Source organism: Xenorhabdus sp. SGI246 (assembly GCF_040838225.1).
GTDB classification, from domain to species: domain Bacteria; phylum Pseudomonadota; class Gammaproteobacteria; order Enterobacterales; family Enterobacteriaceae; genus Xenorhabdus; species Xenorhabdus indica.
On sequence record NZ_JBFPEZ010000084.1, the window covers coordinates 1 to 25,152 of the forward strand.

At 40.8% G+C, this 25,152-nt stretch carries 22 protein-coding genes, 2 tRNA genes and 2 pseudogenes; 15 read left to right on the forward strand and 11 right to left on the reverse strand.

Features of this window, described 5'->3' with window-relative positions:
• The first annotated feature begins 263 nt into the window (after positions 1-263).
• The 6 genes and pseudogenes from ABLA85_RS16425 (at position 264) to ABLA85_RS16450 (ending at position 3,198) form a co-directional block, all read left to right on the forward strand.
• Complete coding sequence (locus ABLA85_RS16425; RefSeq protein WP_367965442.1) at positions 264-683, forward strand: hypothetical protein; 420 nt, start codon at positions 264-266, stop codon at positions 681-683.
• A 37-nt stretch (positions 684-720) separates the two neighbouring features.
• Positions 721-1,068: a hypothetical protein gene (locus tag ABLA85_RS16430; RefSeq protein ID WP_367965443.1), complete on the forward strand. Its 348-nt coding sequence runs from the start codon at positions 721-723 to the stop codon at positions 1,066-1,068.
• 219 nt (positions 1,069-1,287) lie between these two features.
• Positions 1,288-1,374, forward strand: a pseudogene (locus ABLA85_RS16435) (pyocin activator PrtN family protein); the annotation flags it as partial.
• A 228-nt stretch (positions 1,375-1,602) separates the two neighbouring features.
• Positions 1,603-1,692, forward strand: a tRNA-Ser gene (locus ABLA85_RS16440).
• A 22-nt stretch (positions 1,693-1,714) separates the two neighbouring features.
• A tRNA-Ser gene (locus tag ABLA85_RS16445) sits at positions 1,715-1,804 on the forward strand.
• A 236-nt stretch (positions 1,805-2,040) separates the two neighbouring features.
• Positions 2,041-3,198, forward strand: a complete 1,158-nt coding sequence (locus ABLA85_RS16450; RefSeq protein ID WP_367965444.1) for an iron-containing alcohol dehydrogenase — start codon at positions 2,041-2,043, stop codon at positions 3,196-3,198.
• Positions 3,199-3,304: 106 nt separating this feature from the next.
• Here the strand turns inward: ABLA85_RS16450 and ABLA85_RS16455 are convergent.
• From ABLA85_RS16455 to ABLA85_RS16475, 5 genes and pseudogenes are all read right to left on the reverse strand, one after another.
• Positions 3,305-3,462 (reverse strand): annotated as a pseudogene (locus ABLA85_RS16455) (zinc-binding dehydrogenase); the annotation flags it as partial.
• Positions 3,463-3,659: 197 nt separating this feature from the next.
• A complete protein-coding gene (locus tag ABLA85_RS16460; RefSeq protein ID WP_367965445.1) occupies positions 3,660-4,172 on the reverse strand; it encodes a DUF6622 family protein in 513 nt (170 codons plus the stop codon).
• A 183-nt stretch (positions 4,173-4,355) separates the two neighbouring features.
• Positions 4,356-4,730: a VOC family protein gene (locus ABLA85_RS16465; protein ID WP_367965446.1), complete on the reverse strand. Its 375-nt coding sequence runs from the start codon at positions 4,728-4,730 to the stop codon at positions 4,356-4,358.
• Positions 4,731-4,960: 230 nt separating this feature from the next.
• The gene (locus tag ABLA85_RS16470) at positions 4,961-5,647 is read right to left on the reverse strand and encodes a helix-turn-helix transcriptional regulator (RefSeq protein ID WP_367965447.1); all 687 of its coding nucleotides are present in this window, start codon (positions 5,645-5,647) and stop codon (positions 4,961-4,963) included.
• 155 nt (positions 5,648-5,802) lie between these two features.
• Positions 5,803-7,242 carry an amidase gene (locus ABLA85_RS16475; RefSeq protein ID WP_367965448.1) on the reverse strand — a complete coding sequence of 480 codons (1,440 nt, stop codon included), beginning with the start codon at positions 7,240-7,242 and terminating at the stop codon, positions 5,803-5,805.
• A 337-nt stretch (positions 7,243-7,579) separates the two neighbouring features.
• On the opposite strand from ABLA85_RS16475, the gene ABLA85_RS16480 reads away from it, so the two are divergent.
• The 4 genes from ABLA85_RS16480 to ABLA85_RS16495 all read left to right on the forward strand — a co-directional run bounded on the left by ABLA85_RS16480 (position 7,580) and on the right by ABLA85_RS16495 (position 11,176).
• On the forward strand, positions 7,580-8,188 hold the full coding sequence (locus ABLA85_RS16480) for a CDP-alcohol phosphatidyltransferase family protein (protein WP_367965449.1): 609 nt from the start codon (positions 7,580-7,582) through the stop codon (positions 8,186-8,188).
• Positions 8,189-8,394: 206 nt separating this feature from the next.
• Positions 8,395-10,137, forward strand: a complete 1,743-nt coding sequence (gene dauA / locus ABLA85_RS16485) for a C4-dicarboxylic acid transporter DauA (RefSeq protein WP_367965450.1) — start codon at positions 8,395-8,397, stop codon at positions 10,135-10,137.
• Positions 10,138-10,457: 320 nt separating this feature from the next.
• Positions 10,458-10,796: a hypothetical protein gene (locus ABLA85_RS16490; RefSeq protein ID WP_367965451.1), complete on the forward strand. Its 339-nt coding sequence runs from the start codon at positions 10,458-10,460 to the stop codon at positions 10,794-10,796.
• Positions 10,797-10,840: 44 nt separating this feature from the next.
• Complete coding sequence (locus tag ABLA85_RS16495) at positions 10,841-11,176, forward strand: hypothetical protein (RefSeq protein WP_367965452.1); 336 nt, start codon at positions 10,841-10,843, stop codon at positions 11,174-11,176.
• A gap of 238 nt (positions 11,177-11,414) precedes the next feature.
• Here the strand turns inward: ABLA85_RS16495 and kdsA are convergent, their stop codons facing one another.
• From kdsA to hemA, 5 genes are all read right to left on the reverse strand, one after another.
• Positions 11,415-12,269 (reverse strand): 3-deoxy-8-phosphooctulonate synthase, encoded by an 855-nt coding sequence (gene kdsA / locus ABLA85_RS16500; RefSeq protein WP_367965453.1) that lies wholly within the window; start codon positions 12,267-12,269, stop codon positions 11,415-11,417.
• A gap of 109 nt (positions 12,270-12,378) precedes the next feature.
• The gene (gene sirB1 / locus ABLA85_RS16505; protein ID WP_367965454.1) at positions 12,379-13,188 is read right to left on the reverse strand and encodes an invasion regulator SirB1; all 810 of its coding nucleotides are present in this window, start codon (positions 13,186-13,188) and stop codon (positions 12,379-12,381) included.
• Positions 13,172-14,059: a peptide chain release factor N(5)-glutamine methyltransferase gene (prmC, locus tag ABLA85_RS16510; protein ID WP_367965455.1), complete on the reverse strand. Its 888-nt coding sequence runs from the start codon at positions 14,057-14,059 to the stop codon at positions 13,172-13,174. The genes sirB1 and prmC overlap by 17 nt, the downstream gene beginning before the upstream one ends.
• A 17-nt stretch (positions 14,060-14,076) precedes the next feature.
• On the reverse strand, positions 14,077-15,159 hold the full coding sequence (gene prfA, locus ABLA85_RS16515; RefSeq protein WP_340619832.1) for a peptide chain release factor 1: 1,083 nt from the start codon (positions 15,157-15,159) through the stop codon (positions 14,077-14,079).
• Positions 15,160-15,189: 30 nt separating this feature from the next.
• Complete coding sequence (gene hemA / locus ABLA85_RS16520; protein ID WP_367965456.1) at positions 15,190-16,452, reverse strand: glutamyl-tRNA reductase; 1,263 nt, start codon at positions 16,450-16,452, stop codon at positions 15,190-15,192.
• Positions 16,453-16,713: 261 nt separating this feature from the next.
• On the opposite strand from hemA, the gene lolB reads away from it, so the two are divergent.
• The 5 genes from lolB (at position 16,714) to ABLA85_RS16545 (ending at position 24,611) form a co-directional block, all read left to right on the forward strand.
• A complete protein-coding gene (lolB, locus tag ABLA85_RS16525) occupies positions 16,714-17,331 on the forward strand; it encodes a lipoprotein insertase outer membrane protein LolB (RefSeq protein ID WP_367965457.1) in 618 nt (205 codons plus the stop codon).
• On the forward strand, positions 17,331-18,233 hold the full coding sequence (gene ispE, locus ABLA85_RS16530) for a 4-(cytidine 5'-diphospho)-2-C-methyl-D-erythritol kinase (protein ID WP_367965458.1): 903 nt from the start codon (positions 17,331-17,333) through the stop codon (positions 18,231-18,233). Before lolB ends, ispE begins: the two co-directional genes overlap by 1 nt.
• A 181-nt stretch (positions 18,234-18,414) precedes the next feature.
• The gene (gene prs, locus ABLA85_RS16535; protein ID WP_047682238.1) at positions 18,415-19,362 is read left to right on the forward strand and encodes a ribose-phosphate diphosphokinase; all 948 of its coding nucleotides are present in this window, start codon (positions 18,415-18,417) and stop codon (positions 19,360-19,362) included.
• 840 nt (positions 19,363-20,202) lie between these two features.
• Positions 20,203-22,254, forward strand: a complete 2,052-nt coding sequence (locus ABLA85_RS16540) for an autotransporter outer membrane beta-barrel domain-containing protein (RefSeq protein ID WP_367965459.1) — start codon at positions 20,203-20,205, stop codon at positions 22,252-22,254.
• Between the two features lie 368 nt (positions 22,255-22,622).
• Positions 22,623-24,611, forward strand: a complete 1,989-nt coding sequence (locus ABLA85_RS16545; protein WP_367965460.1) for an autotransporter domain-containing protein — start codon at positions 22,623-22,625, stop codon at positions 24,609-24,611.
• A gap of 229 nt (positions 24,612-24,840) precedes the next feature.
• Here ABLA85_RS16545 and ychH read toward each other — a convergent pair whose 3' ends face one another.
• Complete coding sequence (gene ychH, locus ABLA85_RS16550) at positions 24,841-25,119, reverse strand: stress-induced protein YchH (RefSeq protein ID WP_367965461.1); 279 nt, start codon at positions 25,117-25,119, stop codon at positions 24,841-24,843.
• Positions 25,120-25,152: the final 33 nt, after the last annotated feature.

The window sequence follows — 25,152 nt, forward strand, 5'->3', positions numbered from 1 at the left end:
CAAACGGGATGCGTTCATATAAATACCTCATGACATCAAAAATATTTGAAATATAGTTTTCTCATTTAATCACCATTCCTTACTCACTTTATTTCATAAAATAATTATAAATTTAACGATAGTTTAATTTATACACATTTATTGGTGTATGGATTGATGTTTTTTATAATTCACAATAAATTTCATTTAGATATACAATCACCTATAAAATAAAGAATTTATTAAAATTCAATTATAATAATCACTAATAATGAGGACAAATCATGTCAGAACAAATAATTCAAATCGCACTGCAAAGTACAACTGGAAAATATTTAAGTAGAATAACTCGCGGTAATACAAACCCAATAGAAGCGACAAAAGATGCTATAGATCTTCCTTCAAGATTCACTATCAAGTCATCAGGTTCTAACCAAGTTGTACTTATAGCCGATAATGAAATGTATCTTAGCAGAATGAATCGTGGAGAATTAAACCCCATTGAAGCAGCTAAAGTAAAAATAGATGAAGCTTCAATATTTACCGTGGGTTATGTCTCTGAAAACAAAATAACGTTGCGGGCTGACAACGGATATTATTTGAGTCGTATTTGTCGCGATGGAATTAGTACTATAGAAGCCGCAAAAGAACAGATTGATGATGAATGTTATTTTTGGATAACAACCATTATGAGTTATCAATAAAAAATCGCTGATATAATAGACAAAGGAATTTCAAATTATGAAAAAAGAAACAGCTCCAGATTTCACTGGAGTGACATACAGAGAGGAGAGCATAGGTATCCCTCTTCATGTGGTACATTTACCTCATAACACGATTAAATCTTTCTCAGGCATTGTATCGGCACCAGCTACTGCAAACAGTCTTAATGTATTTTTAGTAAATCAGTTTCCCGCTTGGGTGAAATTAGCCGCACCCTATTCTACAGCACTTATTGCATATCTTGCAGCTGAACTTGCCATAATTATAGCTATGGATGCACGTAGCAAATGCGGGGTTGATTTATACTCTCCAGTACTTCCTATAGTGAGTGCAGTGCCACTTTGGGGCCCTGTTCCCGCTTGTTGATGAGGAATAACATATTTAGTTTATCAATCCACACTATTACAATACAAAGGTGCTAAAATATTCAGCACCTTTTATCAGTGCTGATTTCTGGCGATCCCTCAGCGCACTAAGCAAGGTTTGAAAATTAAGTTCCAGCCTCATCTCTGAAACCACCAGCACGCTTTCAATAACCTCCTTGGGGCCTGTAACCGTTTTGCCACTTCATTGTAGGACGGGAGTCAGAAATCACTACGAATCATTCATGTGAATGATCTTGCCGCATACATTGATAAGCAAAGAGAGCAGATCGCCAAAAAATATAAGTGACTGATTTATAATACTAAAAAGTCGGTTACTGCAAAATTGCAAGTAGCTATAAACGAGTGGGATACGAAAAAGTGTTTACCAGGCAATCAAATTGTTTTTTATTTGTCTAATCAGTCAAAAAGCCTGAAAAAATCGTGACAAGTTTGTTGACGCCTGCACTGCTTTTCCCTATAGTAGCGCCCCGTTGCAGCGACGAATACAGAAAGCATCCCTGTAACAACAAAATATGGTGAGGTGTCCGAGTGGTTGAAGGAGCACGCCTGGAAAGTGTGTATACGTGAAAACGTATCGAGGGTTCGAATCCCTCCCTCACCGCCATATTTTGAAAAATTAAAAACACGGTGAGGTGTCCGAGTGGCTGAAGGAGCACGCCTGGAAAGTGTGTATACGCGAAAGTGTATCGAGGGTTCGAATCCCTCCCTCACCGCCACTTCTTTAAGAAAGCCCCATTATCCTCACCAAACCAACTTATCTGTTTTCTTTCAAACCAATCTGTTGTCTTTGATTGTTCATCGCGACAATAGATCACTTCTCACGAATAATTTCCTAATAAACAATTTATTAAAAATATGAGTGACCATTCTATTTTTTCATCATCTATTACCTTCGACATTCGGCCAACCTCTTTTATCATTACCTTTATTTCCTAACGTTAAGGAGCTATATATGTCCACTGTCGTGTTACCTCGTATTATGGAAATAGGTGGTGGGACTCTCATCAATCTTCCGAAAATTCTGCAAAGTATCCGCAGCAAAAAACCGCTGATTGTGACAGACAAGATGATGATTCAGTTAGGTTATCTCGATAAACTACAATCTATCCTACAAAAAACGGGTATTGAAAGTGATGTCTATGCTGACACAATACCTGAACCTACTGCTGCTTCTATTCAGGCCGGGATTGAAAAGGTAAAAAGTGGTTTGTTTGACGTTGTTATTGCACTGGGCGGAGGCAGCCCGATTGACAGTGCAAAGGCTATCGCCGTGATTGGAAAATTTGGCGGAACAATCAACGAATATCGTTTTCCCCGCCAATTCAATGAACAAGGGTTACCTGTGATTGCCATTCCGACAACGGCAGGAACAGGTTCAGAATGTACTCGCTTCACAATTATTACTGATGAAAAAACTGATGAAAAATTGCTTTGCATAGGTACGGGATTCATGCCTGTCGCCGCTATTATCGACTATGAGTTGACTATCAGCGTTCCAGCAAGAACGACGGCAGATACCGGCATTGATGCAATGACTCATGCCATTGAAGCCTATGTTAGCCGGAAAGCTAATCCCTATTCAGATAGCCAGGCTATTGCTGCTATGAAACTCATCGGCCCCAACCTGCGCAAGGTATATCATGACGGCAATAATAAAGCTGCCCGTGAAGCAATGATACTGGGTTCCACTCTGGCAGGCATTGCATTTTCTAACTCCTCTGTTGCACTTGTACACGGTATGAGCCGCCCTATCGGAGCTTTCTTCCATGTTCCACATGGCTTATCCAATGCCATGTTACTTCCTGCCGTTACCCGTTTTTCCTTAGACGCAGCCAAAGAGCGTTATGCCGAATGCGCACGCGCACTAACTTTTGCAAAACCAGCAGACAATGACGATGTAGCTGGTGAAAAACTTCTGGCAACCTTAGCCGATTTAAATAAAGAGTTTTCTGTGCCAACACCAAAGCAATTTGGTATTGATAAAACGCGTTTCTTTGAGGTTATGGAAATAATGGCAAAACAAGCTGAAGCCTCTGGTTCACCAGGTAATAATCCGCGTATTCCAACCATTGCGGAAATGGTAGCTATTTATAAGCAATTGTGGAATTAATAGCCTGTTTATTGCGGAAAAATTAATACCCTGCTAATCCAGGGTATTGCTCAGAACCTGCACACATAACTTTCTTATATAGTCAACATAATCTTGCCGATATGTTCGCCACATATTCTCCGGCGATCAGATCGACAATCACATCCGCCCCTCGCCCATTGGTCACAGAATGCGTCTGTGCAACAAAATCTTCAGTTCGTAATTGATAGCAACATCCGCGCCTAATGAGAGACTGGCCTGACGTTTCTCTTCAGGACCCACAGTGCCCGCCGCGACCACTTTGATCAAAATATCCCTGTTTCCCAATTGTGGAATGGGTTTATTCACCAGAGTCAAAACTTCTGGTTCACCAAGATGCCTGTTTTCGATTACAGCCCTATTTTCAGGCAATAAAGCTATTGTCATATCATTTTCGCTCTTCACAAGCCGACTTCATTAGTTAAGAGATGGGTACATCCTTTTCAAACACTTTTTTGCTTATCTTTATAATAAGGAATAAATAGATTCAGCGTTCCTCCCCAAAAAATACCATCTGACAAACCACTGGCAAAGCCAAACAGCAAATTAAAGCTCAAAGAATGTATTAAAGGAGGATGGATAGCTATCGTAGCGGAAAGAATGAATTTGATGCAGAAAATGATAAGGATAAAAATCAAAGTTAAAGGTGTACCTTGACGAATAATCAAATCACTTTCAGGTTTTTGTCTTAATCGTGGCTGAGAGCGCCATAATTTCCAGCCTATCGCAATACCTGCCAGTATACCCACAATAAGCGCCAGCAATGCAAAAACCTGAAAAACCGTTTCATGCAATACGCTGTAAACTGCCCAGATAAAAAACAATATAGGCAATAAAAACAAACGACTGGGATGCATTTCTCTATCGTCTAACGCCTTAATTCCGCGGAAAACCAAAAAGACCAATAAAGCCCAAACCCATGCAGGGGTATTTTTTATAACCATCAATATCGACATGTCTTTTACCTTTCTCTATTCTCTTCAATTTCCAAGTTATAACTTTGCTGACTGTATCTTGAAATTTATTGATATAAAAAATTAAGAGCCTAATACTATAATAGGCTCTTATTATAATTATTCCTAAATGGATCCTCTATTTTTGCGTATTTTTAACCGTTATACTTAAACTATCTATACTCCCTAATCCAAAGGACATACCCGGATAATATGACCATCAGGATCTTCAACAAGAAACGTTCGGCCAAACACTTCGGTATGAGGTTCTTGTAAGACTTTAATTGCAGGTTCCTGTTTCCATTTTTCAAACAATTTATCGATATCTTCACTGTTTGGTAACATAATACCGATTTCAGAAAATCGTGGAATTGTAAGATCTGGTTTTGTTTCTCCTGACCAAATAGCAAACAGCGCTTCTCCATCAGCAGGGAATGCCACATAGCGTGAGCTTACAAATATTGGTTCAATATTAAAGATCATTTTATAAAACGCGGTTGAACGCTCAATATCACTAACATAAACAAGCTGAAGATTAGGTTTAACAGATATAGCCACCATATTACCCCCGACATTCATTTCATTAAATACATTTTTTATCAATATTCAGATGAAACACCGACATCTTTTTTTAATTTTTCCCTGGTGCATATTTCTTATTTATTCAACAACTGCTTTCAATCTTAATACTGTTTCAACTATATAAAATATCTCCGACAACTGTATGTATTACTTAAAACAGTTGTAAGATATCAACACCAAGTGACAGTTTTTGTCAGTAGTCTTTCTGATTAGCCAGTTATTTTTTCAAATTCACGCCACTCCTTCAGTAAAGATTGCCTTGAACGGGGGTAACACTGCCTTTCCACTTTCAGGCTCATTATCCTGTCTGACCTGAAATGACGAAACGCCTCTCGTAATTCACACCAACCAATCACGATACTGATATTTTCAAAATACCCCAACGCGAATGGCCAAATCGTTCTTTCAGACTCATTACCTTTTAGATCTAAATAAACGAAGGTAATTTTATGTCTGGTGCGTATCGCCTGTCTTACAGACTGAATATCGATTACGGGTTGAATCGCTGTTGCCACCGGCCCAATTAATAAGGAATTGCTCTCCAAAAGTTGCTTCAATTCTGTTGGGATAACAGCTGCAATTTTACTGACAACGCTGTTTGCCGATTCTCTTAATTGTGGATCTGCACGCTTGGCCACCCAATTGGCACCTAATGCCAGTGCTTCTATTTCATTTTGAGTAAACATGAGTGGTGGCAAAACAAAACCCGGTCTTAAAACATACCCTATTCCCGGCTCACCTTCGATAATCGCGCCCTGATCCTGTAAAGTCGCAATATCCCGATAAAGTGTTCTTAAACTAATGTTCATTTTTTGTGCCAATACTTTTCCTTGCACAGGAAAATGATAACTGCGTAACATTTCCATTAGAGATAACAAACGCTGTGCTCTGGACAATTCTCCATTCCTATTTAATTTGTTAAAAATAATCCAATAAATCATAAGCCAATTACTGAAATTGACTCAACTGAAACTCTGGAAACATAATAACCCTGCTTAAATAAACAGGGCTATTTATGTTTAAATATACCTCGTGTATCTATCTGGCCTGATCATACTATCACTGATGGACGACGCCCTTTCCAAGGCATTGCTTGCTCCAGTTGCGCAGAAACCTGAAGCACTGTGGCTTCATCACCATAGCGGCCGACGAGTTGTATACCGATCGGAATACCATCATCACTCCAACCAAGTGGCAATGAAATAGCGGGTTGACCAGTAATATTGAAAGGATACGCGAACATCGAATCTGTCAATTTGGCATTGTAACGATCGATATCAGGTTCTGACATATCATAATACCCCATAGGACGCGGTAATTGTGCCAATGTCGGTGTAATAAAAATATCGTAAGATACCAAGTCAGATGTGAGTTCCCGCCCAAGTAAGCGGATCTTTTCTATATCGTTGGAATGGGCCATACCACTTATCGAACGCCCACGTTCTAAAATCGCCCAGGTCACAGGTTCAACATCATTGGGTGTTACCGGGCGTCCGACAATATTAGATAAATCATCAAAAATTGCCGCTGTCTGCACACAAGTCATGTTGGTGTAAGTTCTCCAGGCGACCTCGGTGTCAAACTCCATATTGTGTTCTTCCACAATGTGTCCGAGTCTTTCCAACTCATGAACGGTGGCCAATACTGCCTTTTTAACCTGTGCATCAATTTGAGTGTTATTGGGTGATGTGACAGTAAACCCGATACGCAACTTTTTCGGCTCGCGTACCATCAGCTCTAGCCACGGTAAATCTGGTATTGGTGGTGTATAAGGATCGCCCGGAAGTCCACCTGCCAACACATCCAGATAAGCGGCTGTATCTCTTACAGTGCGTGAACAACAGAGGAAATAAACACCGCCGTACCAATAATCGCCAAAAGGTGCCAAGGGCACACGTCCGCGGGATGGTTTCAGCCCCACAATGCCGCAACAGGAAGCAGGGATCCGGATAGAGCCTGCTCCGTCACTGGCTTCTCCGAGAGGAACAAGGCGGGCAGCAACGGCCGCTGCCGTACCACCACTCGATCCTCCGGCGGTAATACCTTCTTTCCAGGGGTTTTTTGTGACACCATAAAGTTTTGGTTCAGTACTGATTGACCAACCATTCTCTGGCGAATTCGATTTCCCTACCAATATCAAACCCGCACGTTTAATACGCCGTGCCATTTCTGAGTCAACAGGGGCAATGATATCTTTCATGTAGCGAGAACTGTTGGTCAGTGATGTACCCTTCCATTGAGTAAACAGTTCCTTAAGTAAAAATGGTACACCGGCAAAGAGGGCATTATGATCGACAGAAGTTGCAGCTTCTTTACCAAGATCATACAGCTTGTGGACTACAGCATTAAGCTCAGGATTAAATCGTTCAATGCATGTCACAGCCGCTTCCACAAGCTCCACAGGTGTTACTTCTCCCTGCTTGACCAGCCTGGCTAAATCAAGCGCATCCGACTCCGTGTAGGTGTTAATAAGACTTTCAGTTACAGTCATTACGCTCTCCTATCGAATAGAGGCAAGTCTACTTGTAATATTTATCGCTTTATCTGTTTCATATTATATTGGTCTATATTCTTTATTTCCCACTTTGTAACTTTATGAATTATATCTTGTAATTTATAGTTATATTCAACAAAATTTATATATGAATTATAAATAAAGACCTTTTCAGTCGATTCAGGCTAAAACTATCTTGTTTATTATCAATGGCGGGCTTAGCAGGTATAAGATGACTTATTTTTATCATTATATTTTCCCGCACATAAATATTTGACATTACACCTTATATTAATAAGACTAACGGTTTTACCTCTAAAGGATTTAGGGAATAATGACTATATATGATTTAAAACCCCGTTTTCAGAACCTGTTGCGCCCTATCGTCATTCAACTTTATCAGCGAGGATGCACAGCCAATCAGGTCACATTAGCTGCACTGTTTTTGTCAATTTTTGTCGGTTTATTATTAAGTTTATTCCCCTCTTCTCATCTCTATTGGCTCCTGCCTATTTTTCTTTTTATTCGTATGGCACTGAATGCCATTGATGGCATGTTGGCGCGGGAACACAACCAAAAATCTCATTTGGGAGCTATTTATAATGAATTGGGAGATGTGATTTCTGATGTGGCTCTTTATCTCCCTTTTTGTTTTTTACCTTATGTCAGCAATATCAGTTTACTGCTTATTCTGTTTCTTACCATTCTGACTGAATTTATTGGCATATTGGCACAAACAATCGGCGCATCACGGCGTTATGACGGCCCGATGGGGAAAAGTGACCGAGCTTTTGTCTTTGGGGTTTATGGATTGGTTATTGCAATTTTTCCTTCAGCTTTAAATTGGAGTAGTTATTTGTTTCCTATTGTAGCCATTTTACTTTTGATAACGTGCTATAACCGGGTTGTCAGAGCACTAAATGAAATCGAGCTCAATAAATGAATAGATATAAAAATGCTGAACACATTATTTTCACTGTGAAATTATCAAAAAACACCATGCATTTGATTTTTATTGATTAAACGCTAACCTATAAGGTAACTTTTTGACATATAACACCTTTATTGGACAATAAAAGCAGTATCCTTGTACTATTTACTTATTTTAGTCCGTTATGTGGGAAGCTTATTTTTAGGTCTTATATTAAAATGAATACTCGTAAAATTAATGGGATACGGCTATTTAGTGCGTTTATTGACTCCTGTTGGAAGGAATCTTACTCCTTTTCCCGTTTTATCAAAGATGCTATTGCCGGGATCACTGTTGGTGTTATTGCCATTCCTCTGGCAATGGCTTTGGCAATAGGGAGTGGAGTTGCGCCTCAATATGGGCTGTATACAGCCGCCATCGCAGGTATGATTATTGCCATTACAGGCGGTTCACGTTATAGCGTTTCCGGGCCAACGGCTGCTTTTGTGGTCATTCTTTATCCGGTATCACAGCAATTTGGTTTGAGTGGCTTGCTGATAGCAACACTTATGTCTGGTATTATCCTGATTGTGATGGGGTTAGCACGTTTGGGTCGGCTTATTGAATACATCCCACTGTCCGTTACACTTGGGTTTACTTCTGGTATTGCTATCACCATCGCCACAATGCAGATACAAAATTTCTTTGGCCTGCAACTCACACATGTCCCCGAAAATTATATTGATAAAATTATTGCTCTCTCTCAGTCTCTCCCCTCATTTCAGTTGAGTGATACGCTTATTGGCCTGACCACTCTTCTGATACTGATTTTCTGGCCTAAATTGGGACTTAAGTTACCAGGCCACCTGCCTGCTTTGGTTGCCGGCACAGCTATAATGGGAGTGATGCACCTATTGGGGCATAATGTCGCTACTATTGGTTCCGCGTTTAGTTACACATTAGAGGATGGAGTACAAGGTCAGGGCATTCCGCCAATCCTTCCTCAATTTGTGTTGCCATGGAATTTACCTGGTTCAAGTTCTTCCGATATTAGCTGGAATACCGTCTCTGCATTACTACCCGCCGCCTTTTCAATGGCCATGCTAGGTGCTATTGAATCATTATTATGTGCAGTCATTCTTGATGGCATGACAGGGAAAAAACATCACTCCAACAGCGAGCTACTTGGACAAGGATTAGGTAATATTGTTGCACCTTTTTTTGGAGGCATTACTGCAACTGCGGCTATTGCCCGCTCAGCCGCCAATGTGCGTGCAGGAGCAACCTCCCCTATTGCCACAGTCATTCACTCCTTGCTGGTATTATTAGCGCTGTTATTTTTGGCCCCAATGCTCTCATACTTACCTTTAGCGGCAATGTCTGCGATTTTACTGATAGTAGCCTGGAATATGAGCGAAGCTCATAAGGTTGTGGATTTAGTTCGTCATGCCCCCAGAGATGACATCATTGTGATGCTACTGTGCCTATCATTAACTGTGTTATTTGATATGGTGATAGCTATTACTATCGGTATTGTTCTGGCATCACTTTTGTTTATGCGCAAAATTGCCAACATGACCCGGATTAGTACCTCAGCAATGACGGATACTGAACAAGGGCTATTAGCTGTCCGAATTAACGGCCCTCTTTTCTTCGCTGCTGCTGAGCGTATTTTTACTGAATTGAAAGAAAAAAGTGAGGAATATCAGATCATTATTATGCAGTGGGATGCAGTTCCTGTTCTGGATGCCGGCGGGCTACATGCTTTTCAGGGTTTTGTGCGCGAAATGGCGAAAGGACAGAAGCATGTTGTCGTTTGTGATATTCCTTTCCAACCATTGAAAACACTGGCAAGAGCAAAAATCGTACCCATTGAGGGACAACTTAGTTTTTATGCTACCTTACCCAAGGCGTTAAAAGAGATGAAGTTTGATTATTCCCCTGAAATTTGTATTTCAGCAGAAAAAGCCAGCCATTGTTAAGATTTTCTTGGCTTATCCAAATAGGCACCAAACTGATCCCGTGGAATCATTTTTTACGGGGTCATCCATGATAGATTTACTGGTATTCGTTACTTTAGCGGCTTAAGTTATCTAGAGTAACAACAATCTTGACAATTACCGTTTATGACCTATCTTTAATAAGATACTTTCCTTCCGCGTTTCATTCATAATTAATTCTTTTCATTAAGAATTAATGTGTATGCAATATACATACGAACACTTAGAGATCAAAATATTACAGATACGGCTGCGGAAAATCGGATGTAAAGTTTCGATTTTTCATTATTAAGGGGAGCATCATGATAATAGAAAAAACATTTTATAACAATACAAAAGTACCTATTTTAGTAATTCTTGGGGCAGAGTATGAAGAGGATAAAATTAACCCTTCAGTCTACAAGAGCACAATCAACCCTCGAGAAACAAAAACTTTAGCTGTTAATGGAGACTATATATCGCGACTTGAATTTATTATACAGAATGACCGAATTGACTTTGGTATGAGTTTAAAAGCTATGGAGAAAGATCCGGAAATAACCAATTTTTTAAAATATGAAAAATTCGTTCTTAATTATAATGAAATAAATGAAGTTATTCCACCTGAATATTTTCAGGTTTCTATAATTCCAATGATTTAATCACAATATAATATCATTGAACATAACTAACAGGAGGTTATGAAATGGATAGTGCTATTTCTTATTATCATGATAAATACATAGCTAACTACACTGAATTCGATTTTTATGTATCTATATACACTTACTTCAATAAAAAGAAGGAATTCGCATCAAAATATATAAAATCTAATTCGTGGGAGCTATTTAAGATTCCAAGAATTCCAATATTAACTGGCATAGTATTTCAAAGTGTTACAACTGCATTACAACTGCGATATTTTGCACAATCTGACGTATCAAGAGAAATTATGTCTCATTTTCAAAAACCAAGCATTCACCTTCATCAAGGAAGAGACGTTAAATTTTATTTTTATTTAACAAGTACAATACAAGAGTAATTAATTAATATTTTTTACATTTTTTTAATCATCAAACATTAACTAGTGCCAATCTATCTAAGATAAAAACTAGCATATTGATATCATAACCAAGAACAAAATTTCTCATCCATATTTTAGTGGTGTGATGAATCATTCATCGCTCCATTAAAATAAAAAGTCACCGGATATACAAAAGCGGTTACAATAATAATTATCTGTAACCGCATATTACTTAATATTTCAATCGATCAAATTATTATTTACTGGTATCCAATGCCGGGAAACCTTTGACTACATCATCAATCGCTTTCATCTGCAACAAGAATGGTTCCAGTTTTGCCAGTGGTAATGCAGATGGGCCATCACATTTTGCATTTTCTGGGTCTGGATGCGCTTCAAGGAATAAACCAGCAATGCCCACTGCCATTCCCGCACGAGCCAATTCAGCAACCTGCCCGCGGCGACCACCGGAAGCTGCACCAAAAGGATCTCGACACTGCAATGAATGTGTTACATCAAAAATCACAGGTGAACCCTTGGTTGCTTGTTTCATCACACCAAAACCCAACATATCAACAACCAGATTGTCATAACCGAAGTTACTACCACGGTCACACAGGATCACCTGTTCATTGCCACCTTCTTTGAATTTTTCTACGATATTACCCATTTGCCCCGGACTCACAAATTGTGGTTTTTTAATATTAATCACAGCTCCCGTTTTCGCCATCGCTTCAACCAGATCAGTTTGACGGGCGAGGAAAGCCGGAAGCTGGATAACATCAACCACTTCAGCCACAGGTTGAGCTTGTGCAGGTTCATGCACATCAGTGATGATTTTTACGCCGAAAGTCTGTTTCAGTTCCTGAAAGATTTTCATTCCCTCTTCCAGACCAGGGCCACGATAAGAGTGGATAGAAGAACGGTTAGCCTTATCAAAAGATGCTTTGAAAACATAAGGAATGCCCAGTTTTTGTGTTACTGTGACATAGTGCTCACAAATCTGCATGGCCAAATCCCGTGACTCAAGAACGTTCATGCCACCAAACAATACAAATGGCAGATCATTTGCGACCTTAATATCACCAATATTAACCACTTTCTGTTGCATGCTTATACCTTCTGTTGTTAAGCGCAAATAAATTTGCTGTATTAATAAAACATAAAATCAGGCGCAGACATTTCGTCATCGCACGATAATGCTATTTATTTAAATACGGTTAATGCAGTACTATTGGCGGTTGCTCTATAGAGTTAATCTGCATTTTTATCATCTCTGAGATTGGATCTTCAGGGCAATGCTCTACAAAATAACTCAAATCGGAAACAGCGATATGATTACAATCGAGCTGAGCATAAATAAGCCCACGATCACGGATTTCATACGGATCATCAGGGTCGAACATCAATACGACTTCACTGGCTTTGAGTGCCAGTTCCATCTTTTTCTCTTCCATTAAAGAAACTTTGATCGTGTCTGTCATCTTGCGCACGATGCTGCTGTTATCCGCTTCCTGCAAGTCTTTCTTTTCCAACCGAACAGTTGGGCCAATGTTACCTTTCAACCAGACATCAAGGGTATGCTCATTGAGAGTCTCCCCATTCATGGGATTAATGAACCACGTAGGTTGATCAGGCAAATCGATGCGTAATATCAACTGTGTTGGAAATATCACTGGCTGTACAGGCATTGCCAATGCCTGAGCTATATGTGCAAACAGCGTACCTAACGCAACCGGAGCACCTTGACGTGAATGAAGTACACTATCCAACCATAAAGTATCCGATAGACAGTACACCCCATTTGCCTCACCAAACTTCCATTCCCGATAAAAAAGTGTCAGCAATGATTGCAATTTTGTCTTGGTATCATTGACTAAGGAAAGTACCTGCCGTGCTTCTTCAACCAACACAGTTAACTGTTCTGCCACTGAGGTTTGTGGAAAATCAGGACGAATAGCCTTTGTAACCAAAATAATACCATCAATCAGAGGAGCATTATTGAATTCATAATTAGCTATGGGGTTCATTTTTATTCCATCGACCTACCGTGATACGTTCATTACCACCATAATCTTGAAAAGTCGCTATCTGATGATAACCCTTCTCTAAAAACAGGCTCCTCACAACAGCTCCCTGTCTCCAACCATGTTCCAATAACAGCCATCCATTCGGTAATAAAAAATGGCGGGCTTGTTCCACAATTGCCTTTAAATCTGCCAGACCATTATGGGCCGCAATCAATGCAGTAGCTGGTTCAAACCTGACATCACCCTCTTGCAGATGAGGGTCATTCTCGTCTATATACGGAGGATTACTGACAATCATATCAAATTGTCTGTCACCCACTGCAGAAAACCACTCACTTTGTAAAAAATTCACATTGTGAATTACGAGTTGTGAGACAATTTCCCCTGTATTAATTTTTTCCACATTATATTTCGCCAATGCGACTGCCTCAGGGTTGATATCAACCCCTGTCACATGGCAATCACGTCTCTCACTTGCCAGTGCCAGAGCAATTGCGCCTGTTCCTGTGCCAAGATCCAGAATTTTCGCGGCTGTTTCCGGCAGTAACTCCAGCGCTTTTTCAACCAGGCACTCGGTATCAGGACGCGGGATCAACGTTGCCGGTGATACGGTAAGCGGCAATGACCAGAACTCTTTTTCACCCACAATATAAGCAATCGGCTCACCTCGCATACGGCGAGCCAATAAATTATCAAGCCTATGAGACTCTTCCTCTGAAATGGAAGTTTCACTGAAAGCAATCAGATAAGTGCGGGAACGTCCTGTCACGTATCCCAACAGGATTTCCGCATCACGTTTAGGGCTGTCAGAACCAGGCAAGTTATCAGACAACTGAGCCGTTGCGTATTGTAGCCAATGTTGATAATTCATTAATCCAGCTCTGGCTGTTATTCCTGTTCTGATAGGGCAGATAATTGATCAGCCTGATATTCGGTAATGATTGGCTGGATCAACATATCCAGTTTACCTTCCATGACTTCATCAAGACGGTATAACGTCAAGTTGATGCGATGATCAGTAACTCGTCCCTGCGGGAAATTATAGGTGCGGTTGCGATCTGAACGGTCACCTGAACCAAGAAGATTACGACGTTCTGAAGCCTCTGCTTCTTGACGTTTCTGCGCCTCAGCGGCACGAATGCGAGCAGCCAGTACAGACAAAGCCTTAGCCTTGTTTTTGTGCTGCGAGCGCTCATCCTGACATTCCACCACAATCCCAGTCGGGATATGGGTAATTCGAATAGCTGAATCAGTAGTATTTACGTGCTGCCCTCCAGCGCCGGAAGAGCGGTAAGTATCAATTTTTAAATCACTGGGGCTGATTTCCGGCAATTCGGCTTCCGGAATTTCCGGCAGAACCGCTACAGTACAGGCAGAAGTATGAATACGGCCCTGAGACTCCGTTTCCGGTACTCGCTGAACACGGTGACCACCGGATTCAAATTTCAAATGACCATAGACCTGGTCTCCTGAAACTTTCGCTATGATCTCTTTGTAACCACCATGCTCACCTTCGTTGGCGCTCATAATTTCTACTTTCCAACGACGGGCTTCAGCATAGCGACTATACATACGGAACAGATCTCCTGCAAAGATTGCAGCTTCATCACCCCCCGTTCCTGCACGGACTTCAAGAAAACAGTTTCGTTCATCATCCGGATCTTTGGGTAACAGCAATAACTGTAGCTGCTGCTCCAGCTCTTCATTACGAACTTTTGCGTCCTTGAGTTCTTCCTGCGCCATTTCCCGCATTTCGGGATCATCAAGCATCATCTCAGCAGTCTGTATATCATCCTGAATCGTTTTCCAGGTTTTAAAACAGCTTGTGACATCAGTAAGTTGTGCATATTCCTTTGATAATGCGCGAAAACGCTCTTGATCAGCGATCACATCGGCGTCACCGAGATGAGCTAAAACTTCTTCATGGCGTTCTTGCAATGCTTCCAGTTTAGAGACAATAGAAGGCTTCATTCGTAATATCAGACCTTATTTAAAATAGGGTTAGTTGTGATCCAGCCCAAGGCTGTCCCGCAAGAGATTCAGGCGCTCAAAATCACCATCGCTGGCAGCCTGTTGGAGTGATTTAGTCGGTATATGGATCAGACGATTTGTCAATTGGTGAGTCAACTGGTTGATGACCTGCTCTGCATCAGCACCTTGCCGTATGGATATCAATGCCTTTGCAGTCATTTCAGCCCTGATTTTTTCTGCCTGTTCCCGATATTCGCGAATTGTATTGACTGCTCCCTGGGAACGCAACCAATCCATAAAATGAGTGCTCTCTTGTTGCACAATTCCTTCAGCAATCACAGCAGCAGCTTTGCGCTGAGCAAGATTTTGCTGAATGATAGCCTGTAAGTCATCAACACTGTACAGGTAAACGTCACTCAATTTCTCAACATCCGGTTCAATATCACGGGGAACAGCAATATCAACCAGTAGCATAGGTTGATTACGGCGTAATTTTAATGCCCGTTCAACCATACCTTTGCCGATAATCGGCAAAGGGCTGGCAGTAGAACTGATCACGATATCAGCTTCTGCCAGACGGGTATCAATTTCTGGCAGAGAAATAATTTCAGCATTAACCTCATTAGCCAGCGCGTGCGCCCGTTCCTTCGTGCGGTTGGCAATTATTATACGATTTACCTGATGTTCCTTAAGATGGCGTGCCACAAGCTCAATCGTTTCTCCTGCTCCCACAAGCAGAATATTTAATTGAGAGAGGGATTCGAAAATCTGTCGTGCAAGTGTACAAGCTGCGAAGGCGACAGAAACTGCATTGGCTCCAATCTCTGTTTCGGTTCTCACTCGTTTGGCAACAGAAAACGATTTTTGGAACAGACGTTCCAACTCTCCTGACAAGGACTGGTAGTTTTGTGACTCGGCAAAAGCTTTTTTCACCTGCCCTAAAATCTGTGGCTCCCCAAGCACCAATGAATCCAGACCGCTAGCAACTCTCATTAAATGGCTGACTGCTTCACTGTCAAGATGCCAGTAAAGGCTTGTGCTAATCTCTTCAGGATTAAGTTGATGGTATTCACATAACCAATCAATCAATTGCTCTTTTAGATTATCTTGCTGCTCAACACTGAGATAGAGTTCCGTGCGATTACAGGTTGACAACACAACACCACCCCGCACCAACGGTTGCTGGAGCAGGTTATCAAGCGCAAGCCCTATCGTATCTGGAGAAAAGGCTACCCGCTCACGTAAGGAAACAGGCGCTGTTTTATGATTAATACCGAGTGCTAATAAAGTCATCTTAACTGCGTTGAGTTATCATGGGCATGAGTCCATGACAATATTAATAATCATTCTCATAAACCTATACCCTTCATAAGGACTCTCATTGGTCGAGCATTCTACTTGATGCGACAATCCAATAAAAGTCAATAGAACAGTTCCGCTGTAATTATTCGAGAAATTTTGGCAAAACTTCGCTAAATTATTCCCTTGATTGTAGACTTTGATGGCCCATTATTCGCCACCAGACTATTTTGTCTGTCTGCCAAAGGTTACTGTATGAAAATAGCATTATTTTTTCGTTTACTTCCCCTCTCCGCTGTTTTACTGACGGCCTGTACCGTTACGCAAGCACCGGTCGGAACAGGATCAGCAAATTCTCCGCAATGGCATGATCGCAAACAACAACTGCAAAATTTAAAGCATTATCAGACACGAGGTTCTTTTGCTTACCTGGCAAATGAAAAAAAAGTGTATGCGCGTTTTTTCTGGCAACAATATACCGTTAATAATTACAAACTGCTGCTGCTTAATCCATTAGGAACAACTGAGTTAGAATTATTTGTCCAGCCAAATATGATCCAGCTTACTGATCATGAAGGAAAGAAATATATCAGCGATAATCCTGAAGACTTAATTTATCAACTCACCCATATGAACATCCCTTTGGATAATCTGAAAAATTGGATTATCGGCCTGCCTGGAAACGCCAAAAATTTCCAGCTAGATAAAAACTATCTGCTCAAATCCGTAAGCGATGGCGCAGGTGATGAAGTCTGGCAAGTCAATTATCAGGGATATGACACTTCAATCACTCCCGCATTACCAAACCGGCTGGAGCTCATTCAGGGCAATAACCGTATCAAATTAAAAATGGATAACTGGACGACCCAATAATGACTTTGACCTGGCCTTCCCCGGCAAAATTAAATTTATTCTTATATATCACCGGACGACGCCCTGATGGTTACCACGAACTGCAAACGCTGTTTCAGTTTCTGGACTACGGTGATGAAATGACTATTACTCCCCGTCAGGATAACCAAATTCGCCTGTTGACTCCTGTTAAAGACGTAGCACATGATGATAACCTAATTGTACGTGCTGCCCGTTTATTACAGGATCATTTATTACAAAGCTATTTATTACAAGACAATAATCCCTCCTCAGTTATCACCCCATATCTGGGAGCCGATATTCATATTAACAAACGTCTGCCTATGGGCGGGGGGCTAGGTGGAGGTTCTTCCAATGCAGCAACCGTGCTTATCGCCCTGAATTACCACTGGCAAGCCAATTTATCTGATGATGAGCTGGCACAACTTGGGATCAAATTGGGGGCTGACGTTCCGGTATTCGTCAAAGGCCATGCTGCTTTTGCAGAAGGTATTGGGGAAAAACTTCAACCAGCCTCTCCAAAAGAAAAATGGTTTCTGGTTGCCCATCCCGGAATTGAGATCTCAACCCCGACAATCTTCACAGATCCTGAATTAAAAAGAAATTCTCCGATCCGCACTTTACCCGCATTATTACAGGCACCATTCAAAAATGATTGTGAACCAATCGCAAGAAAACGTTTTCGTGAGGTTGAACAGCTTCTTTCATGGCTGTTAGAATACACCCCGTCACGCCTGACCGGAACTGGTGCATGTGTTTTCGGCGAGTTCGAATCAGAAGCATCAGCCCGTAAGGTGTTTAATCAAGCCCCAGAGTGGATGCAGGGCTTTGTTGCGCGTGGCGTTAACATTTCACCGTTGCATACATTCCGCTCTGGGATAAACATGTTATTGAACCGATGAATAATTATACCCAATAGATTTCGAGTTGCATCTCGGCGGAAAGAGAACGAATTCCCAGGAACATAGATAACTATGTGACCAGGGTGAGTGAACGCAGCCAACAAAGAGGCAACTTGAAAGATGAAGGTAATGTTCAATTGGTCAACAATATCTCTCTGGACGCAAGCCTGAGGTTTTTCTCGTGCCCGATATGAAGCTTTTTGCTGGTAATGCCACCCCTGAACTAGCACAACGTGTTGCCAACCGTCTGTACACAAGCCTGGGAGACGCTGCTGTCGGTCGTTTTAGCGACGGTGAAGTCAGTGTTCAAATCAATGAAAATGTACGCGGTGGCGATGTATTCATCATCCAGTCCACTTGTGCACCAACCAATGATAACCTAATGGAATTGGTCGTTATGGTCGACGCACTGCGTCGCGCTTCTGCCGGACGTATTACTGCTGTAATTCCTTACTTCGGTTATGCCCGTCAGGATCGCCGTGTTCGTTCAGCGCGTGTGCCTATCACTGCCAAAGTCGTTGCGGACTTTTTGTCCAGCGTTGGTGTAGACCGTGTTCTCACGGTTGACCTGCACGCCGAGCAGATCCAAGGCTTCTTTGATGTTCCGGTTGATAATGTATTTGGTAGCCCAATTCTTTTGGAAGATATGCTCCAGAAAGATTTGGAAAACCCGATTGTTGTCTCCCCAGATATTGGTGGTGTCGTCCGCGCCCGTGCTATTGCTAAGCTGTTGAACGATACTGATATGGCTATTATTGATAAACGCCGTCCACGTGCGAACGTTTCTCAAGTTATGCACATCATTGGTGATGTTGCTGGCCGTGACTGTATTCTGGTTGATGATATGATCGACACAGGTGGCACGCTATGTAAGGCCGCTGAGGCATTGAAAGAGCGCGGAGCGAAGCGGGTATTTGCTTATGCAACCCACCCTATTTTCTCTGGTAATGCTGTAGAAAACATCAAGAACTCAATGATAGATGAATTCATTGTCTGTGACACAATTCCTCTGTCTGCTGAGGTCAAGGCGTTGAACAAAGTTCGTACTCTGACACTGTCTGGCATGCTCGCTGAAGCAATCCGCCGTATCAGCAATGAAGAGTCAATCTCTGCAATGTTTGAACACTAAAGTATGTGCAGTGCAGATGTTGAGCACAAACTTATACAAGTGATTAAATAAGTCATCGCTGAAAAAACCCGTTGATACAGATGTATCAACGGGTTTTTCTGTTTTACCTAATCCATGAATTTAATAATTTCAATAGTTTTAATTAAAAGTCGAAATATTTATATCGTTAAAATAATTAATTATATCAATTAGTTAATTAATTTAACAAACTCCATATTAAATAAAACAACAACTTGCATATAAGTACAGAAAAAAACCGACCTCATGATAGCTTAATAAATCATCTGGTATGTCCAGTAATTAACATGAGTAACAATACTGGTATGGTGTCATGGATACTGCTAATCTGTCGGCCGTTTTCTGCTATGCCTTGTGAGGTATTGATGGTGAAGAATTAATACCCATCTCCGAAGTACCTTCAAGGAAAAGCATGAATGACAAAAAGTAGATAAGTTACACAACAATTATTTTGTTAAATAATTTTCATCAGAAAAATCAAAATTCTCTAATGAAATCAATTTTGGGTTAAATAATGCCAACATTGATTGTCACTTTAGTTCAGTTAATAAAAGGTATAAATACTAAACACCAAACATTTTTTAGAACACATTATATACAAATAAATCAAAGCAATATGGAATATTGTTAACAGGGAATCAGTACTTAATCCAAAGAGTTGTTATCAATAGGTTAACAGCCTGACTAAGAGTATATCAATTTAAAATATTCAACCCATCAGCACCTCAAAATCTGACGAAGAGGCGTCAATCAGGCTTTGCTATTAGACGTCAATACGCTGGTAAATGATAAATAAGAAAAACTACTTTAAGGAGAATGCTAATGAAAAAGGCATTTTTATTCACACCTGCACTGTTAGCGCTTTCAATCAGCACCGTTTCTAATGCTTATGCTTATGATAAAATTTACGTTTTTGGTGATAGCTTAAGTGACACCGGAAATAGTAAGACGGATAAACTAGATATAGAACGCTTTACAACAAATGGAAAAAGTGAGCAACTTTATGCTGAATATATTTCTTGGAAACTTACTGGCAGCAAATTAATACCTTCAAATGAAGGTGGAACTAATTATGCCAAAGGTGGGGCGACTTCTATTTGGGAATTAAATCCTAAAACCCCTGATAATACAACGAACAAACAAGTCAGCAGCTATCTGAAAAGTAATAAGCGAGCAGATTCTAATGGCATCTATATCCATTGGGTTGGTGGTAATGATCTTGCTGCGGCTTTGATAGCCAGCCAGAAGAATCCTTCTATTGCACACGATATTATGCAAAAAAGTGCAAGCGCAACCGCAGGACAAATTACACAGTTGGTAGACGCTGGAGCCGGATTGGTTATTGCACCCACCGTGCCTGATGTAGGTACGACGCCTAAATTGTTAGAAATAGTTTTAGAAACTGGACTAACAACAAAGCTAACACCAGTGTTAACAGAAAATATGAGAAAGGAAGGAAAATCACCGGATGAAATCAAAGCCACTATAGAAGCTACTATCAAAAGTATTTTGCATGGAGTTCATACAAAAGTTAATGAAGCCACTATCCCCAGTGATGACGGCCGCAATCTAACGCTCCAAAAAGTATTTCATGACCTAAGTCAAATGGCTAAAGCATATGGGCTAGATCCTGAAAGTGTTGAAAAAGAACTTACAGAAAAATATAAAGAAGCCAGTGCTGGTGCTACTAAGTTTACTAATGATTATAACAATCAGGTAGAAAATATAATCAACCAAATTAATGGCAATATTTTGCGTGCTGATGTCAATGGTCTGTTACGTGAAGTCATAGCTAATCCAATGATCTATGGTTTCAGCAATAACCTTGGCTATGCTTGTGGTGTAGGCAAAAGTGCTAATGAATGCGAGTCTGGACAAGCAGACTTTGATAGCAGTAAGGAGTTTATATTCTCTGATAATTTCCACCCATCACCACTTGCACACAAAATTCTGGGACAATATATTGAATCCATTTATATCGCCCCATCACAAGTAATGACCCTGAATCAAGTCAACCGTGCCCCGGTTAAAGGCGCTCGTGCTTCCCTTGATGGTCACCTGCAACAACTGCGCAGCGGGGGCAATGAAGCGGGGAAATTAGGCGTATTCGGAGGCTATAGCGGCAGCCGCAATAACACGTTCACCTTAGGTGGCGATTATCAACTGACAGAAGGCTTGTTACTGGGCGCACTGTATTCTAACGACAAAACTGAACACTCCCCTACCTCCAATTTCACCTATAATGGGAATGCCCATGTAGCAACCGCTTATGGATTGTGGAACGTGTTTAACAACGCATGGTTGAGTGGTGATCTCCATTATGCCCGTATTAATTACGATAGCCTTACCCGTAGTATCCAACTTGGTGAAGCTACCCATAGAGAATCAGGCTCAACCACAGGTAAACAATGGGGTGCCCGTTTTGCCGCAGGTTGGGATATCCCTGTCGCTGACGTCGTCACCACCAGCCCAATCATCCAGTTCGCCTGGGATAAAGGTAATGTTAAAGGCTACCGTGAATCCGGCAATAATAGGACTTCCATGCACTTTAGTGACCAGAATTACACGTCTAAGGTCGGTACATTAGGTTGGCGTGCAGATACCCAATTGGGCCGTTTCAACCCTTATGCCTCTGTTCAGTTTAATCACCAGTTCGGCGATACCCATTTCAAACTGCGCAGCGCCATTAATTCCACCAATACATTGTTTGTTATGGATAGTGGTAAACAAAGCAAAAACTGGCGTCAATATACAGTAGGGGCGAATGTTAATCTGTTTGGTAACGTACGTGGTTTCGCTTCCGTAACCCGTAATGAGGGCAGCTCGCAAGATCCTAACTACAACTTCAATCTGGGTATCAATGCCAGCTTCTAATGTTGTGCACGTAGTAAAGTGATGTATCTGATAAAACCATCGCAATAACATGCGTAACGCGGCAAAAGCGCAAGGAAAATGAAACCTCCTTGCGCTTTTGCATTCCTGTCATGCTTTTTTCTCATCGTTCAACCTACATATACATATGCCTGCATGGTGTTGACTTTTCGTATATATAGCCAGAAGTAATATCACATAGAAATTATCAAAGGGATCAGCCCTCAGCCAAAGAATAAGTAAGACGGACAGGAATAAGTAAGACGGACAGATTTGAGAAAAAATAAATACCTCCTTAATTCGAGCGAGGTTTTTTATTCGAGGTTTTGTGCTGACTGAAAAGTAATGGCTACATTGACCGGGGAGTTCGAATGAAAAAGGTACTTTTTGGAATATCAACAACAACAATATTTTTGGTTAATTTCATTACAAACGCCTATGCTTATGACAATGTCTATGTTTTTGGTGATAGCCTGAGTGACGGAGGAAATTATAATCGTTTTACAACGGACGGCGCCAATAGTGAATTGTACGATGAGTATATTTCTCATCAAGTTACAGGTAAGAAATTAATCCCTTCTAATAAAAAAGGAACTAATTACGCTCTGGGAGGTTCAACAGCTCTACCGATGACACGGCAAGATCCTGGATTAGATATTCTTCAGCCAAATACTAAAGAACAACTTGATGATTACCTCAAGCAACATAACGGAAAAGCCGATCCAAATGGTATCTATATTCACTGGGTAGGCGGTAATGATCTTGCTGAAGCTTTAATCGCTGGTCAGGTTGACTTTTCTAAATCACGTAACATTGTCAATACCAGTGCCAATGCTACCATAGAGCAAATCAATCAACTCGTTAAAGCTGGTGCCGGACTCATCATTGTACCTACTGCTCCCGATGTGGGAATAACACCTAAGTTGCTAGAAATATTGATTAAAAATAGCTTAGAAAAAATAGGTTCTTCTAAAGAGAAGATTCAAGAAGTTCTGGATAAAGTCCATAAGAAAATTGACCAGTATGATATTCCCAGTGATAAAGCCCGTAAACTCGCCCTTAAAAAAATATTTGAAGAATTAGCTAAAAAAGCCCAGGAGGAATTTGGAATACCCGCTGAAATAACTGAAAAAAAACTGACCGAGGCCTACGAAAAAACCAATAAAAATGCCTCAGAGCTTACCGATACTTATAATAAGCTCATAGATGATAAAATCAGCCAGAATAATGGCAATATCCTGCGTGCAGATGTCAATGCTCTGATGCGTGAAGTGATAGCAAATCCCTATATTTATGGTATTCAAAATACATTAGGTTATGCCTGCCCTCAGGGAAAATTAGCCAGTTCTTGTTCTTCTAAAGATAAAGAATTTAATAAAGACAGAGAATTTTTATTCTCCGATAGTTTCCATCCAACACCATTAGGGCATCAGATTATTGGTCAATACATTACTTCTATTTATATAGCTCCATCACTTGTGATGTCATTGACCCAAGTTAACCGACTCGCGGTTAAAGGTGTTCGGGCTTCTCTTGATGGCCACCTGCAACAACTTCGTAACGGAGGTAATCCACAGGGAAAAATCAGTGTTTTTGGTGGTTACACAAACAGTGGTAACCATGTCCTTACATTGGGTAGCGACTACCAACTAACAGATGGTCTGTTATTGGGCGCAGTATACTCTAATTACCAAGATGAACGTACTCTTGCCTCCAGTTTCACCTATGAGGGGCGTGGTCATGTTGTGACTACTTATGGCTTATGGAATCTCTATAACAATGCGTGGTTAAGTGGCGAGATCCACTATGCCCGTATTAATTACGATAGCCTGACCCGTAGTATCCAACTTGGCAAAGCAACCCGTAGAGAAGTTGGATCAACAACGGGTAAACAGTGGGGTACTCGTCTTACAGCGGGGTGGGATATTCCTGTCACTAAGGTCATCACCACCAGCCCTATTATCCAGTACACTTGGGATAAAGGTAATATAAAAGGTTACCGTGAATACGATCACAACAGCACCTCTATGCACTTTTCTGATCAAAAATACACTTCCAAAGTAGGCTCTCTCGGCTGGCGTGTAGATACTCAGTTAGGTCGTTTCAACCCTTATGCCTCTGTTCAGTTTAATCACCAGTTCGGTGATACCCATTACAAACTGCGCAGCGCCATTAATTCCACCAAAACATCGTTTGTTATGGATAGCGGCAAACAGAGTAAGGACTGGCGTCAATATACAGTGGGTATCAATGCTGAATTTTTAAAAAATTTACATGGAATTGTTTCCGTAACACGTAACGAAGGAAGTGCCCAGGAACCGGATTACAATTTCAGCCTGGGTATCAATGCAAGTTTTTAACGTTAATTATATGTATCCTCTTGCCTTTCAAGTTGCAGCCAATCAGACTGCAACTTGAAAACTATTGGGTGTATGATAAAAATCTACAGTGCAGAGAGCTGATTCGATTTACCATATAGATGATCAATCGAATCAGTTAAAAAGTGAGGTATTCGTTTCATATTATGTGTTTGTTATATCGTGTGTTATGTCAAAATCAACAGCATCTAAAAAAATAACGTAATAAAAATTATGAATGTTTATGTTGTTTTTTACGGCGATAACGTTCATCATAATTCTTCAACCACCAATACTTATCGGTAACCTGCTCTCGCCCTCCGAGACTGGCTCCCCCCAGCCAAATCAATGCACCAACAAATAACCCCATTAGTGCGATTCCTGCTAAAAATTCAGATTCACTAAAACTGAATATGTGGCTGAGCAAGACATAGGCTAAACTGATAAGCATTGCCATCATGCCTAATCCCATAAAAATATTACCCATAATAAAGGCTTTTTTACGTCTCATAACCAACCTCCAATACTTTTTGTGAACGTAGTT